12 protein-coding genes are annotated in these 15034 nt (G+C 43.1%); 1 reads left to right on the forward strand and 11 read right to left on the reverse strand.

Features of this window, described 5'->3' with window-relative positions:
• Window positions 1-154 precede the first annotated feature (154 nt).
• The 5 genes from porK to PLE34_RS07195 form a co-directional block, all read right to left on the reverse strand.
• Window positions 155-1435, reverse strand: coding sequence for a T9SS ring complex lipoprotein PorK/GldK (gene porK, locus PLE34_RS07175; RefSeq protein ID WP_324555385.1), 1281 nt, complete (start codon window positions 1433-1435; stop codon window positions 155-157).
• A 161-nt stretch (window positions 1436-1596) separates the two neighbouring features.
• Window positions 1597-3654: a thioredoxin domain-containing protein gene (locus PLE34_RS07180; RefSeq protein ID WP_324555387.1), complete on the reverse strand. Its 2058-nt coding sequence runs from the start codon at window positions 3652-3654 to the stop codon at window positions 1597-1599.
• Between the two features lie 20 nt (window positions 3655-3674).
• Entirely contained in the window at window positions 3675-4451 is a 777-nt protein-coding gene (locus PLE34_RS07185) for a uroporphyrinogen-III synthase (RefSeq protein ID WP_324555389.1), read from the reverse strand.
• A 52-nt stretch (window positions 4452-4503) separates the two neighbouring features.
• Window positions 4504-5499, reverse strand: coding sequence for a DUF4271 domain-containing protein (locus PLE34_RS07190; protein ID WP_324555391.1), 996 nt, complete (start codon window positions 5497-5499; stop codon window positions 4504-4506).
• A 60-nt stretch (window positions 5500-5559) separates the two neighbouring features.
• Complete coding sequence (locus PLE34_RS07195) at window positions 5560-7392, reverse strand: POTRA domain-containing protein (protein ID WP_324555393.1); 1833 nt, start codon at window positions 7390-7392, stop codon at window positions 5560-5562.
• A 27-nt stretch (window positions 7393-7419) separates the two neighbouring features.
• Here PLE34_RS07195 and hemW point away from each other — a divergent pair, with 27 nt between their 5' ends.
• Window positions 7420-8583 carry a radical SAM family heme chaperone HemW gene (gene hemW, locus PLE34_RS07200; RefSeq protein WP_324555394.1) on the forward strand — a complete coding sequence of 388 codons (1164 nt, stop codon included), beginning with the start codon at window positions 7420-7422 and terminating at the stop codon, window positions 8581-8583.
• 86 nt (window positions 8584-8669) lie between these two features.
• Here the strand turns inward: hemW and PLE34_RS07205 are convergent, their stop codons facing one another.
• The 6 genes from PLE34_RS07205 to PLE34_RS07230 form a co-directional block, all read right to left on the reverse strand.
• The gene (locus PLE34_RS07205) at window positions 8670-9605 is read right to left on the reverse strand and encodes a hypothetical protein (RefSeq protein WP_324555397.1); all 936 of its coding nucleotides are present in this window, start codon (window positions 9603-9605) and stop codon (window positions 8670-8672) included.
• Window positions 9606-9669: 64 nt separating this feature from the next.
• The gene (locus PLE34_RS07210; protein ID WP_324555399.1) at window positions 9670-10443 is read right to left on the reverse strand and encodes an SDR family NAD(P)-dependent oxidoreductase; all 774 of its coding nucleotides are present in this window, start codon (window positions 10441-10443) and stop codon (window positions 9670-9672) included.
• A gap of 80 nt (window positions 10444-10523) precedes the next feature.
• Window positions 10524-12167, reverse strand: a complete 1644-nt coding sequence (locus PLE34_RS07215) for a UxaA family hydrolase (protein ID WP_324555401.1) — start codon at window positions 12165-12167, stop codon at window positions 10524-10526.
• Between the two features lie 159 nt (window positions 12168-12326).
• Window positions 12327-12947, reverse strand: a complete 621-nt coding sequence (locus PLE34_RS07220) for a hypothetical protein (protein ID WP_324555403.1) — start codon at window positions 12945-12947, stop codon at window positions 12327-12329.
• Window positions 12944-13597, reverse strand: coding sequence for a hypothetical protein (locus PLE34_RS07225; protein ID WP_324555405.1), 654 nt, complete (start codon window positions 13595-13597; stop codon window positions 12944-12946). Before PLE34_RS07225 ends, PLE34_RS07220 begins: the two co-directional genes overlap by 4 nt.
• 189 nt (window positions 13598-13786) lie before the next feature.
• Window positions 13787-14800 carry a LacI family DNA-binding transcriptional regulator gene (locus PLE34_RS07230; RefSeq protein WP_324555407.1) on the reverse strand — a complete coding sequence of 338 codons (1014 nt, stop codon included), beginning with the start codon at window positions 14798-14800 and terminating at the stop codon, window positions 13787-13789.
• Window positions 14801-15034 lie beyond the last annotated feature (234 nt).

Consider the following 15034-nt stretch of genomic DNA (forward strand, 5'->3'; position numbering starts at 1 on the left):
TTGTTTTTTAAAGGGTTTTTCTTTTTAGATTTCAAAAGGTAATGATCATGCTATGCCGGGCCATATAAACCTATATAACACCACACAAGCATAAATAGTTCGGATATTGTACAGTTGTTTTTAAGCTAAGCAATTGGTTGGTAGCCGCCTTGCGTTATCTGCGTTTGCCAGATGGCGGAAGATCAATTACACAACGGAAACCTATATAGGATTTTGCTGTATCCTGGTATTCGTACGTACGGGTACTCACCTGAAGGAAATAACCAACGTCTTTCCAGCTACCACCACGCAAAACTTTACGTTTCATGCGGGGAGGATCACTGTCTTTTGCATTCCAGCGAATATCCGGGTTCATGTCGTGCTGAAAGTTGTAAGCGCCTTCGTAAAAAATAGAAGAGGTCCATTCTGCCACATTTCCTGCCATATTATATAATCCAAAGTCATTCGGCCAGTAAGCGTCTGCACGAACAGGATATAAACCTCCGTCCTCAGCATAATTACCACGTCCGGGCTTAAAGTTAGCCAGTAAGCAGCCTTTTTTATTTCTCAGGTAATAGCCACCCCAGGGAAAGGGCGCCTGTGAACGTCCGCCACGTGCGGCGTATTCCCATTCTGCTTCTGTAGGCAAACGGAAATCCGACTCCTGGGTTCTTTTCTGGGATTCCAGGAAGCTGTTCAGGTATTTTGTTCTCCATTCGGTAAACGCAACCGCCTGCTTCCAGGTTACCCCTACAACAGGGTAATTACCAAAAGCGGGATGAGAAAAATATCTTTTCGACATCGGTTCGTTGTAAGAGTAAGAAAAATCTCTTATCCAAACCAGTGTATCGGGGTAAATAGGAATATCTTTTTTAACTATAAACTTAGAACGCGCCTGTGTTGCGTTTTCCTTCCGGGAAGCTTCTTTATAGTCGAATGTTTCTGAGTGATACACCATCTTTCCCGCATCGAGTTCTTTTTTGCCAAATATGCGGTTATCCGGAGAAACGATCATAGCATCTAACTGCTCAACGGTTTTGGGATCATTCCACTTAATGGTTTGGATTTTCTTCCAGTCGAGGCTGTTGCCGTCTTTGGATTTATAACCCAGTTTATCACCGGCAATGGAATCACGAACCCAGTTTACAAACTGGCGGTATTCATTATTGGTGATCTCCGTCTCGTCCATCCAGAAACCATTGATGGTAATTTGTTTATTACGGGCGGTAAACGCATAATTGATATCCTCGTCGCTGGCCCCCATATGAAACGTTCCCTGGGGAATATACACCATGCCGGGAGGCTTCGGAAGCGTATATTTTCCTCCTGGTGCAACTCCATGCAACTGACCATCTTTTGGTAAGCCTTTAGATGATTTCAACTTGCCACAACTTGCAAACACCATACTCAGTGCAGCAATTATAACGAGGTTAAGTAACAGGCCTTTCATTTTCATACAAATAGCTTAAAGGGTATATGGACAAATATAGATGAAATATTAATTTAAATTTTCGACGTTTTGAATATTATATTTTTTTTAGCGTACGGGGTCAAAAATACCCGGAAACACAAGTGATATAAACGATAGGCGCCCCAAGTTATTGTGCTTTTTCTCCTTTATCTTTTCCTTTCCTGCTCAATGAGTTGTATTACATCAGCCACCTTTTCTACCGGTTGTAAGCAGGAATAATTGCGGCATAAATAGATATAGGTTTTGTCTTTAACGTGCCGGCCGGTCAGCAAGGGGAAATCAGCATCGTTTCCCGGAGCAGACTGGATCACTTTATTGGGCAAATAATGCGCTGCAATATCTGAAGCAACGTCTTTATAACGATTACCCACCACCGCTATTTCATTTAACCCATAAAAAATATCATACGTTATAGCTGCCCACATTCCAAACGAGGTTGGATATTTTACAATTACTCCGTTTAAGGAAGTGCACATGGCTAACGCCCGGGCCCTCCATGCGGCATTATCAAAAACAAGTGACAAATAATGCAAATTCCAAGCCATTATTGAGTTACCCGCAGGAGTGGCCCCATCATATACCTCTTTTATACGCAAAATAACATCCTGCTGGTTGCGGTGCGTATAAAAAAAGAAGCCTGTTTCCGCTTCGCTAAAATTATCAATGATCAACTCCATCAATTGCTTCGATGTGAGTAAATAATCCCGGTTTCCGGTAATTTCCTGCAAGCAAATAAGCGCCTGAACCAGGAAAGCATAATCATCTAAAAAGGCGGGATGCCTGCTTACCCCGTTTTTATACGCGTGCAACCAGCTTCCCGTATGCCCATCCCTGAACTTACGCAGCAAAAACGCCATATTTTTTTGGGCTGACTGCTTATACCTTTCTTCTCCCAATGCCGCATAGGCTTTACTGCAGGCCATGTTCATCAATGCATTCCAGCTCAGCAAAATTTTGTCGTCTAACAGCGGGGGAACTCTTTTCTGCCGAACTTCCAAAAGCCGGGTTCTGCAATAATGTAAAGTAGCCGCTATGGTTGCCTTATCCAATTTATGTTGAGCGGCAAATTCATCTAAGGGTTGCAGTACGCTTAAAATATTCCGGTGTTCCCAGTTGCCTTCTTCACTGATACCATAATATTTACAAAAAACAGCCGCATCTTCCTGTAATACCGATTCAATTTCTTTTTTATTCCAAACATAGTATTTGCCCTCCACACCCTCGCTGTCTGCATCCAGTGCGGAAAAAAAACCACCTTCTTCGCTCATCAGCTCACGCTCAATAAAATCCATCGTGTGTCCTATCGTATCCGCGTATAATTGATTTTTGGTAAGCTGGTAAGCCTCACTCAGTACAATCACCAGTAAGGCATTATCATAAAGCATCTTCTCAAAATGAGGCACCAGCCATTTACTGTCGGTAGCATACCGCGCAAATCCTCCTCCCAACTGGTCATATATACCTCCGTAAATCATTTTATCAAGGCTTAATAAAGCCTGATGCAAAGCTTTTTCATTTTGCGTATAAAAAAAATGCCGCAGCAGAAACTGTATGGTAAATGTTTGGGGAAACTTGGGCGCTCTTCCAAATCCGCCGTCTTTGGTATCGGCAGACTGCATAATGTGCTCAAAAATGGTATTGAACTGCCCGGTTGTGGTGTTTTCTATACCGGAAGGCTTTGTTATGCCAAAAGTATTGGATTGCAACAGGTGGCCGGTAAGGTTTTCTGCCTGCGATTCTATTTCACCGCGTTTATCCCTGAAAGCATTAACCACACCCTGCAGCACCTGCTGCCACGAGGGCCGGTTAGACACCGGGGAAGGGGGGAAATAAGTACCTCCATAAAAGGGCTTCCTGGAAGGTGTTAAAAATACATTAAGGGGCCAGCCTCCGCTTCCAGTCATGGTTTGAACCGCATTCATGTAAATGTGGTCAAGGTCGGGTCTTTCCTCGCGGTCTATTTTAATATTAATGAAATGTTCATTCATGATAGCCGCCACGCTTTCATCCTCAAAGCTTTCCCTTTCCATTACATGACACCAGTGACAGGCGGCATAACCAATGCTCACTAATATTGGCTTATTTTCCTTCTCTGCTTTTTTAAGGGCTTCTTCGTTCCAGGGGTACCAGTTAACGGGATTATAGGCATGCTGCAGCAAATAGGGGCTGGTTTCATGTATGAGATGATTAGTAAATACACCCATTCAGCTAAATTCGAAAACAATTATTTTTTGTTGCTGCTCAAAAACTTTTCGAGCGCTGCCACCATGGAAGGGGTTTCGGGAGCGGGCGCTTTAATATGCAGCGTTAATCCTGCTTCTTCTATGGCCTTAGAAGTATTATTTCCAAAAGCGCCTATCCTGGTTCCGTTTTGTTTATACAGGGGAAAATTCTCTAACAGGCTTCTTACTCCGCTTGGGGTAAAAAAGCATATTACATCAAACTCAAATTTTGTAAGCACCTGCTTCACATCATTGCTGATCGTTCTGTACATGAACGGCGTGGCAAATTCGCATTTATTGGCTTTAAGCCAGTTAATGATATCGTTATCCTGCTGATTTTCAGAACAGGGATACAAAAACTGCTCATTTTCTTTATGTTTATTAATTACTTCAAACAGGCTTTTATTGGTACCATCGGCTCCATAAAACACCTTTCGCTTCCTGTAAAGAATAAATTTTTGAAGATATAAAGCCACCGCCTCCGTTATGCAAAAATATTTGGTATCCTGCGATACGGCTATTTTAAGCTCTTCGCATATCCGAAAAAAATGGTCAATGGCATGCCTGCTGGTGAATATTACGGCACTATATTGACTAATATCAATCTTTTGCTTGCGAAAATCCTTGGAAGGCAAGCCTTCCAGCCTTATAAACGGGTAAAACTCCAGCTCAACACTGTGTTTTCGTGCCAGTTCAAAGTAAGGGGATTTATCCGAATCCGGGCGTGGTTGGGTTATCAGGACCTTTTTAATAGACATAGTAGAACTGCTTACTGCCATTTTCTCCTGTTTAACTATATGTTTATCTTTATTAGGCAATGATTTTGCAAAGTTACGAACTTCTGACAAACAAATGTAACAGGAGTTTGTAAATCACTAATACCGGTATAATTTCAAACCCGCCTACATATAGAACAAGATGCAATAGGCTAATTCTCAATTCATTACGAAACCCCGTAAAAGAAAGAATAAACCTGTAAACCAATAATGCCGATAACAGCACAATAGAAATGGTAAAAGCTACCTGTTGAAGCATTGGATCTCCGAAAGCCAGTACCAGCATTAGTGGTATTAATAATATTGATAATATTTTATTGATCAAAAAAACAATAAAAATATAAGAATCTGCTGCTGTTTGCTGCCCAAACATCCAGCCGGTTAGTTTCAAAATAAAATATTTTCCTATATAGATGAAGGTTATACTAAAAAAACAAATAGTAAATAATAACCATGGCTGCAGGCTATAACTGGTGGTATATGTTATAACAAGGTAACTAAACAGGGCTGCGCTAAAAACAAAGAAGATATTAAAAAGCAGAGTGGTCATACCAGCCTGCTGAAGCTGATCCCGTATTTGTTTTTGCCGGAATGCCGATCGCCAGAAAACATTGAATACGTCCTGGAAATATTTGGGAAAGCCAACCCTTAATATTCCCAGGAAAAACAACGTGCCGCAAAAAATATAAAACAATTCATCTTTACTCTCCGGCGTATACCACTTTGAAGGCATGTAAACAACATCGTTGCTAACACTATAATACGGGTGACCCGCAATATAGGGCAATATAGCATTCCCGTAAAGCGCCAAAGGGGAAGGAACATTTTGGGCGAGCTCCGGCACCGTATCGGCAGGTATATGCACCTGCTCCTGCTTTACCTGCTTAATAACAGGAATGATCTTTTTCCTGACCGGCTCAGGAGCTAAGGTATCCTGCGCAGGTGTTGTCTGCGCAGGAGGCGGCTTTACACCGGAAGAATCATCCTGGCCATATACGGCAGCAATTAAACCAACCTGCAGAACCACCCATATTAACAGGATCCTTCTCAATTGTTGAATGTTTTATGCTGCAAAAATATCTGAATCATAATGATTGTTTCAAAACTTATATTAAAACAGGCTTACCAGTCCAAAATGTATCTTAGACTGCCTGAAATTTATGGGCATATCATCACGCTTGCCTACAGCATAGCTTAAATTAAAAATGCCGGCTTTTGTTTCAAATGCCATACCAATGCCAAGTCCCAGGTACGTGTGATTTTTTTCCTGCACTTCGCCGTAAGCCTTGTTTTGTATCCATCCGCCATCAGCAAATCCAAAAAAATAGGAGTTTAGCCCTATAAAAACCCTGTACTCTGCTGTTAAAACAGCATAACTGCTGGCATAAATACTTTCTTCATCAAAACCCCGCAATAGCTTATACCCCCCGATCTGGTACATTTCATTCTTAAAAATATCATGTGTATACAGCCAGGCGCCGTTTACGGCTGCTTTTAATACCGACTGTTTGCCTGTTTTGAAATAATGTGCACCGGCCAGGTTAAGCTTTAAAAGATAGGTTCGCAGATCCAGCGTATCGTACAATGAAGCATAATCAAAATCATTGCCTGAAGCGTCTTTTTTAATACCGGCAATAGCTGCATTAGGTTTGATCTTTCGCAAACCCGCCGAAGTAATGATCGTAAACTCATTTCCCCTGCGTGGGTTAAACCGGTAATCGGTATTATTATACCCGTAATGAATACCCACATTGCTGGTATTTACATCAATATAGGAAGGCAGCCTTTTCGATATTTTTATCTGTGCCGTATCAATGCCTGCCGGCAATACATTGGTAAAGAAGCTTTGAAAGAATACTTTCCCGGTTTGCTTGCCGGTTGACAGGTACTGAACCCCGAATTGCGCATTAAGATTCAGAAATGAGGAATCTTTTTTCAGCAGGTCAAAATTAAAGTCGAATCCGAAAGGCGAATTAAACACAAAGGGATGCTCGTACTTTAAATGGAGCCGGGGCGATTTCACCTGTATCTGCTGCCAGTTTACACCAATGGTTTCCCCGCTGCCCAATGCATTTTTGAGGTTGATATTGGCCTCGCCGGTAAGCTGCAACTTGGTTCTTCCGGTGCCTTCCGCAGCCGGTAAAAAGCCTACCAGCACATCCACCTGGCTACTTTTCCTGGAATCAATATACAGGTTCAGTACCGAGCCCGAACCGGTCATTGTCATATCCCATGTTTTAATTTCCTTCAGGTAGGGCAGCTCCAGTAAACGCCGGCTGACAGCCTGCAGCCGGGCTTTGCTGTAAGCAGACCCATTGGCTATACCCAGGTATTTTTGAAGGAAGGTATTGGAAATTTTAGCATTGCCGTAAACCCTTATGCTATCAATTTTATACGCGGGTCCTTCCGCCGTTTTAAGACTGCTGAATACACTGTCATTTGCTATCGTTAAGCTGTCGAACACCACCTGCGCAAAGGGATAGCCATTGTTTTCATAATAATTAAGCATCCGCTCCTGCCAGTACCTTACCTGAGCAAAATCCAGGGGAGTATGGGTAAATGCTTTGCTGTTCCATCCTATTGCAGCAAGCATTTTTTTATCAGCGCTGTCGGTGTTCAGCTCAGCCCATTGGTATACGTTTCCGGCATATATCCACACCTGTGCCGCTGTTGAATCAAAAACCGTACTGTCTGCCGATGCGGTAATATATCCTTTAAGCTGAAGGGAACTGATGGCCTGGTCAATATATTGCCGGCATTGCGCCTGGTTGGCAAATGTGGTTTGCAATCCCAGTGTTTCAGGCCGGAAGCTGGTATCTTTGCCGGCAAAAACATAATGTAGCCTGTACTTATCCTGGGCGCCCGCGTATAACGACAGCAGCACCAAAAACACTAAACCTGTAAAACAGCGCAGCCGGTTCATTACTAACAAAACTAAAAGCATAAATCTGAAATCAAAAATCATTTAGCATTGGCAGGCATATATATTCATATTCCTTTTTGCAGACAGGCTTGTTTATACTGCAATTTTCATTTCTCTACTTCGCTCCGGTTCAAGAACGATTTAATAACCGCTTTATTGAAAGAGATCGCTTTATGTACGGCTTATCATAACAATAACCATATTGAAACGATATATTTTGGTGGTGGCACGCCGAGCTTGTTATCTGCCCAAACATTAGGTACTATTTTAGATGCCCTCCGGCATAAGTTTGTTATAAGCGATACCGCAGAAATTACATTAGAAGCCAACCCTGACGATATTTCAGCGCCACAGCTCACCGCCTGGAAAAGCATAGGCATTAACCGGCTGAGCATCGGCGTTCAGTCTTTTTTCGAGGAAGACCTGAAATGGATGAACCGGGCGCATACTGCTGAACAATCTGTTAATAGTATAGTGCAGGCACAGCATGCAGGTTTTAATAACCTTACGATTGACCTGATCTATGGTTCACCCGGACTGAGTGATGAAAAATGGCAGCGGAATGTACAGCAAGTCATTGATTTTAACATTCCGCATGTAAGCTGTTATGCCCTGACCGTGGAACCCAAAACGGCATTGCACAGCATGATTGCCAAAAACAAAATGCAGGATACTGATCCGGAACAGCAGGCAAGGCAGTTTATGCAACTTATTAGCTGGCTGGAAAATGCAGGATACGAGCACTATGAAATATCTAATTTTTCCATCCCGGGAAAAAGAAGCCGCCATAATACCTCTTACTGGCAGGGCAAGCCCTATTACGGCTTTGGTCCTTCCGCACATTCCTTCAACGGAACAGATACCCGGAGCTGGAACATTGCCAACAATGCTTTATACATACAGTCCATTTCACAAAATAATATACCTGTAGAAAAGGAATTGCTTACATCCGTACAAAGGCTTAATGAATACATTATGACCAGCCTGCGTACTATGGAAGGTATTGACCTCAGCCATATCCAAACCAGCTTTGGCGAAACACATGCACAACGTATATTGCTTGCCGCTCAACCCTATACAAATGAGAAGATTATATTAACCAACAACACACTGAAGCTTACCAATGCCGGAAAATTATTTGCAGACGGAATAGCCGCAGATTTGTTTGAAGAGAGGGAACAGGCAACGGGCGATAGTGAACTTCACCCCTAACTATTCACCATTCACCACCTTCATTCTCACATTTCACGTTTGACCAAGACACTCAAAGCTCATAGCTGAGCGCCGATAGCTCATCCCTACCTGATCGCCGGTATCATTCCCCGTATTCCCATATCTACCACAGGCTCTCCTTTCAGCGGATCCCATTTGCCGTTGTTTATCACTTCTTCCCATTCAAAGCTTTTGTTGGTGGAAAGGGATACCTCTACTATAATATTTTCTGTTTCCTTTCCGGTAATAACCAGTTTGCCTGGTGTAAAGGCGGCAGTTACCACGCAGGAACCTGCCGGTACAGGTGAAGTATCAAAAATGGGGTTAACCACGGTTGTGCTGCCTTCAGGTGATTGTCCTGAAGTGGTGTACGTTTCATTAAATCCTTCCCCGCTGATGGCAGTTTCAAATCCCCAATATCCCTGTTTGCGATTGTCATCAACCGTAAGCGACTGGCTTTTGACAAGATAAGATTTGATATAGGTATTGAATCCTATAAATGATGCGATCGTTCCCGTAAGGTCCTGGTCAATCGTTATGGTGTTGGAAGTAGTATCGGTAGCTATAGTAATAGTAGTATCAATATGGTATTGCACCGTATAATTCTGGTAAGCCAGCGAAAGCCGTAACCATTCATATTCCCCGGCAGGTATGTCTTTCAGCGGTATGGCATAAAACACTTCATTGTTACCCGCGGTAACGGATCGTTCAAAATCAATAGCGGCTTCTCCGCCGGCATCCGTTTCGGGTGCTTTATAGAGTACCGCTCCTTTACCTAACGGTGTGGAAGCATCCGGCGTTAGTTCAATATAGTGCGCACTCATGCTATTAAAAACCGGGCTTTGCGCAGCATGGCCACCGGTAACCAAAGCAGGCTGACCTGTATTGTTCAGTCTTTCCTGTGTTGAATCGAACCGGTACCTGAAAATCAGCTTTGCTTCTGCAGCCTCGCCATTGTCAACTTTGGTGCATGACGCAGCATAAACGCATAGTAACAGGCAGGCAGCCCAATAATGTTTCATATGATCATTTTATTGCTAACGCCGCGCGTTCAAACAAAATTGCGGCTGATGATCGAAACCCCGGTCAGTTATTTAATTTAACAAAACCGCCGTCAATCGGGTAATCGCAGCCCGTAATAAAAGAAGCTTCATCTGAGCACAAATACAACGCCAGGTGCGCTATTTCAACGGGCCTGGCCATGCGTCCGATAGGCTGGGTTTTAGAAAGTTTTTCAAACATTTCCTTTTCTTTGCCCGCATAATTTTTTGCCAGGAAGCCGTCTACAAAGGGCGTATGTACCCTTGCCGGGGAAATGCAGTTGCAACGGATGTTATAACTTAAATAATCTTTGGCTACCGATAAGGTCATGGCACCCACCGCGCCTTTGGCGGCCGAATATACAAAGCGGTCGGGTATACCTACCAACGCTGCAATAGAGGCCATGTTCAATATAGAACCTCCCTTTTGTTTCATGAAAGGGATCGTTTCATGGAGGCAATTGTATACCCCTTTAATATTCACCGCCACCACCCGGTCAAAATCTTCCTCTGCCGTGTTATCGGCCTGGCCAATATGCGCAATGCCCGCATTGTTTACCAGTATATCTATCGTTGCATGTTTTTGAGTGATCTGCGCTATCACGGTTTTTACTTCCTGCTGGTTAGCGATATTGCATTTGAAGAAGCTGCCTTTCCCGCCTTCCGTGGCAATCTCATCAACAGTTGCCGCAGCGGCTTTTTCATCCATTTCAATAATATACACTATAGCGCCCTGCTTTGCAAAGGTGGTGCTGATGGCTTTGCCTATGCCGCTTCCGCCGCCCGTAATAACAACTACTTTATCATCTAATCTGAACATGAACGTAATTTTTGATTTCTGATTTCCGATTTGATGTCCTCATTTCCACATTTCCCACATTTTCAAATTTTCAAATTATTTTACAATGACACCCCTCTTTTCCACGGAATGAAATCATCCTGGTTCAGTTGTACCGCTTTGGGTATTACTTCACCACTGGCGGCTTTAATACAATATTCCAGGATTTCTTCACCCATTTCCTCAATCGTTTTTTCTCCTTCAATAATAGAGCCGGTATCAATGTCTATAATATCTTTCATCCTTTTTGCCAGCGATGAGTTGGTAGCCACTTTTATAGTAGGACAAACCGGGTTACCTGTAGGTGTGCCCAGACCGGTAGTAAATAGAATAAGCGTTGAGCCCGATGCTGTTTTACCTGTGGTAGCTTCCACATCATTGCCCGGTGTACAAACCAGGCTCAAGCCAGGCTTCCTTACTTTTTCCGTATAGTCCAGCACATCCGCCACCGGTGAAGTGCCGCCTTTTTTTGCGGCGCCTGTAGATTTTATGGCATCCGTAATCAGCCCGTCCCTGATATTACCAGGCGATGGGTTCATATGAAATCCCGAGCCTACCTTATGCGCCATTTCATCATAGCTCCTCATTAAATGCATAAATTTACGGGCTGTAGGTTCATCCACCGACCGGTCTATCAGCTCCTGTTCGGCGCCACACAGTTCGGGAAATTCCGCCAGCAAAATTTTGCCACCCAATGCTACCACCAGGTCGGCACAATAGCCTACAGCAGGGTTAGCCGATATACCGCTGAAGCCATCACTCCCCCCGCATTTCACACCAATGCACAACTCTGTAAGCGGGGCGGGTCTTCTTTCCATTTTATTCGCTTCCGTTAGGCCTGCAAACGTTTTACGGATCGCCTCTGCCACCAGTTGCTCTTCACTTTGCGACCGCTGCTGCTCAAAAATATACAGGGGTTTATCGAAAGCGGGATTACGTTCTTTCAGATACCCGAGATAATCCTGCACCTGTAAGTTCTGGCAGCCCAAACTTAAAACGGTTACGCCTGCCACGTTGGGATGATCGGAATAAGCGGCCAGGAGCCTGCCCAGTGTGGCCGCATCCTGGCGCGTACCGCCGCAGCCACCCTGGTGATTGAGGAATTTTATGCCGTCAATATTTTTGAATACCCTGCGGCGGACAGGATCCGGTTCCATATCAGCGATCTGAAGCGTATTGATGTCTGTGCCTTCCTTATAGGCATCAACAAGATATTTTGTATACGACTTATACTTATCCGTTACGGCATACCCCAGCTCATTATGTAAGGCTTCCCGGATCACATCCAGGTTGCGGTTTTCGCAAAAAACAGTAGGAAGAAACAACCAGTAATTAGCCGTGCCTACCCTGCCATCGCTGCGGTGATACCCGTTAAAGGTTCTGTTCTTAAATTTAGACACATCCGGTGCGTGCCATTCGTATTGTACGCCGCGGTAATCGTAAGGATCGGCCGCATGTTTGGTATTGTCTGTTGTCATTCGTCCGCCTTTGGACACATCAAACTGTATTTTGCCTACCAGCACGCCGTACATGTATACCGGGTCGCCGGCTTTCATATCTCCAATAAAAAACTTGTGCTTGGCATCTACATCGTCAACCAGCGTATAGGTTTCACCGTTATGCTCGATGCTTTCGCCTTTCTTTAAATTGGTAAGCGCCACCAGTACATTATCCTTCTGGTGAATTTTTAACACTCTTGCTTTCATCTTTCTTAAATTGTTCCAGGTAATGGAGTATTCATTTTAACAACAAACGAAAAGCGAAATTATTGAAATGGATGGGGATAATAAAAACTGAATTCAGGGAGCTCAGTTGAGTATATTGTAGCCGGAGGTATCTCGGGGCAGAAAGAAAACACTTTCTTATCAGAAAAAAACAACTCCTTGGGGGTGACCCACAGGCAAAGTATGGTCAAATCTACCCCTGGTAATTTTATAAGAAGGTAAGGTTGCTTCAAAAATACCAGAAAGCTGGTTGTTGATTCCTGCAGCATTACCCGGCATCAGTACAGCCCTGAGAAAATAAATACTACCGGTTCCTTTTTCTGAATGGTTGCTGTTAACCATGAAATATCCATTAATTCCATCTATAACCAACCGGGTATTATTAAACGCAGTAAAATCATTATAAGAGAAATCTTTTTTTACTGCCAGCACTAAACTTATGGAATTAGGATTGGGTGAAAACGCATCCCTCTGCCAAATAATAGTAAGCGTATCACTGTCTGGTGCAGCAGCATCTTTAAACAATTCAATTTCTGTACTAAGATACCCCCTGCTAAACCCTGCATTATATATCCTGCCTCTTGTACGAAAAGCCTGCCCGTTAATATAACATGACATGACATTATTACCCATATCTGAAAACACTGATAAACCATCAGCATCTTCATCTTCATAAAATACGGTATAATTTTTATCGCATGAGATTAACGCTGTTGGGATAGCAACAACGATAATCCATTGCAGCGGTGCGATCCATTTCATTTATTTCTTTTTTTAAATTCAACTACATATCCAATATTTATGGTAAAAGGCCCCGGGAGCTCGTAAGTATAATTATTAAGACTTTCCACAAGCGGAGGCGAGGAAATCTCTGCCTGTGCAAAAATATATCCCTTGTTAAGCTCACATTTGTATTGAATACCTCCGGCTATAAACAGTCCTGTCTTTTTTAACGATCTATGTGGATTGAGTACAGTATACTTATCCATATTATAGCTATCATAACGCACAGCTATGTTTTGATATGCAAGGCCGGCCTTAACAAAAGGGGATATAATATTTTTATCTGCCCAGGAAATCAATCTGAATCTGTGCCCCAATGAAACTGCACAAGAATACCATTTGGTTTCATAACCTGTTCCCGTGCTTAAAGGCAATGACAGGTCGGAAGTATAAGCAACATCATTTCCAGTATGTTTATTTAACGGAAGCCCTCCATTAACTCCAATCAGCATTTGGTATATCCTCTGATTAATAACGGGATATTGCAACCCAATATTTACCTGGCTAAGTGGCTGTTTATTATTAACATCAATACCGTATCCAATATAGGGTTCAACATTATTTTGGGCTTGTGATAAAAAGGGGAAGAGAAACAATAAAGCCAGAGCCGGGCTTTTGAGTTTATTCATATTGCATTATAACTTGATGCAATTGACAAGAGAAGGGGGTGAAACGTTGCTTACACAAAGTTCAATTGACAAAAATGTGACAAAGAAAACCTGAAAGGTAATATTCCGTGCTGTTGTTGCTAAACCAAATACAAATACATCTCTGGCAAATATTTAATCCCTGTTTTTTACCTTAGCAGTCTCCCGACCTTACTTTGATCCGCAGGAATTTCTGATTTTCAATTCCGCATCAAAAATCACTTTTGCAGTAGGGCGCTTCAGGTCGCCAATGCGCTGAAAAAGCAGTTCTGTTGCCCGTCTTCCGATGTCATATCCCGGTTGCCGCACAGCAGTTAAGGGCGGATTAAGGGAAATAGACCAATGCATATCATCAAAGCCCACCAAAGCAATATCTTTGGGAACAGAAAGTCCTAAACGATGTATCATTTCAAGCGCCCCTAATGTGATCAGGTTATTCCCGGTAAACAACGCGGTGGGGATATGCCCGCTCTTTAATAATTCCTCACTAAGCCTGAGACCGCTTTCATGCATAGAATCTCCATATTTTACCAATCTTTCATCTACGGGAATGTTATGCGCCTGCAAAGCATCCCTGTACCCATTCAGGCGTTCAACACTCGTAGGAATTTGTGGCAAACCGGAGATAAAGGCAATGCGCGTATGGCCCAAACGAATTAAATGTTCAACCGCTTCATAGGCGCCTTTCCGGTTATCTACCAATACAACATCAACATCGGTGCCGGGAAGCTCACGATCCACACAAACGATCGGCAGGCCGGATTCTACCATTTTCGATACCTCTTCATCTAATCCGCGCACCGGAACCACTATCAAACCATCAACAGACTCCGACTGCAGGATACTCAAATAGAGCTTTTCCCGGGATTCATCCTGTCCAAAATTGCAGGTAATAACCACGTATTCATGCTTAAGGGCATAATCTTCAACTCCTCTTAATACATCCACATAAAAAGGATTGGTAATATCCGGCAATACCAATCCAATGATCTTTCCATTTCCTTCCTTCATCCTCAATTTGCTTAACCGGCGTGCAACGCGGTTAGGATGAAAGTTCAGCTTCCTGATGGCATTTTGAACTTTCACGCGGGTTTTCGGATCTACTACCGCGGAATTGTTAATGACCCTCGATACCGTGGCAATGGAAACTGCAGCCAGGCTGGCAACATCTTTCAAATTACTCATGAGGACTGTAAGCGTTTACATTTATAAAATTGATTACCCGCAACAAATCTATAGGCCCCTGGCGAGAAAACGAACTTTTATCATGAAAGCGTTTACATTATAACAGATCCGGGCAAAACAAAGGACAAAGGATTTCCTGACAAAACAGGCAACGGTAGTATCTGCGCCGGAAAAAGTAGTATCATAGTTTACTGCATTTTTTCAAAAAGACGACCGAATCCACTCCAGTTAAAT

Origin of the sequence: Agriterribacter sp., assembly GCF_035445465.1 — a bacterium.
Classification (GTDB): domain Bacteria; phylum Bacteroidota; class Bacteroidia; order Chitinophagales; family Chitinophagaceae; genus Agriterribacter.

What these genes read in the sequence shown, in the direction of transcription:
- porK (WP_324555385.1), bottom strand. Translation starts at nt 1,435, where the DNA reads ATGAAAATGAAAGGCCTGTTACTTAACCTCGTTATAATTGCTGCACTG.
- PLE34_RS07180 (WP_324555387.1), bottom strand. Translation starts at nt 3,654, where the DNA reads ATGGGTGTATTTACTAATCATCTCATACATGAAACCAGCCCCTATTTG.
- PLE34_RS07185 (WP_324555389.1), bottom strand. Translation starts at nt 4,451, where the DNA reads ATGGCAGTAAGCAGTTCTACTATGTCTATTAAAAAGGTCCTGATAACC.
- PLE34_RS07195 (WP_324555393.1), bottom strand. Translation starts at nt 7,392, where the DNA reads ATGCTTTTAGTTTTGTTAGTAATGAACCGGCTGCGCTGTTTTACAGGT.
- PLE34_RS07205 (WP_324555397.1), bottom strand. Translation starts at nt 9,605, where the DNA reads ATGAAACATTATTGGGCTGCCTGCCTGTTACTATGCGTTTATGCTGCG.
- PLE34_RS07210 (WP_324555399.1), bottom strand. Translation starts at nt 10,443, where the DNA reads ATGTTCAGATTAGATGATAAAGTAGTTGTTATTACGGGCGGCGGAAGC.
- PLE34_RS07215 (WP_324555401.1), bottom strand. Translation starts at nt 12,167, where the DNA reads ATGAAAGCAAGAGTGTTAAAAATTCACCAGAAGGATAATGTACTGGTG.
- PLE34_RS07220 (WP_324555403.1), bottom strand. Translation starts at nt 12,947, where the DNA reads ATGAAATGGATCGCACCGCTGCAATGGATTATCGTTGTTGCTATCCCA.
- PLE34_RS07225 (WP_324555405.1), bottom strand. Translation starts at nt 13,597, where the DNA reads ATGAATAAACTCAAAAGCCCGGCTCTGGCTTTATTGTTTCTCTTCCCC.
- PLE34_RS07230 (WP_324555407.1), bottom strand. Translation starts at nt 14,800, where the DNA reads ATGAGTAATTTGAAAGATGTTGCCAGCCTGGCTGCAGTTTCCATTGCC.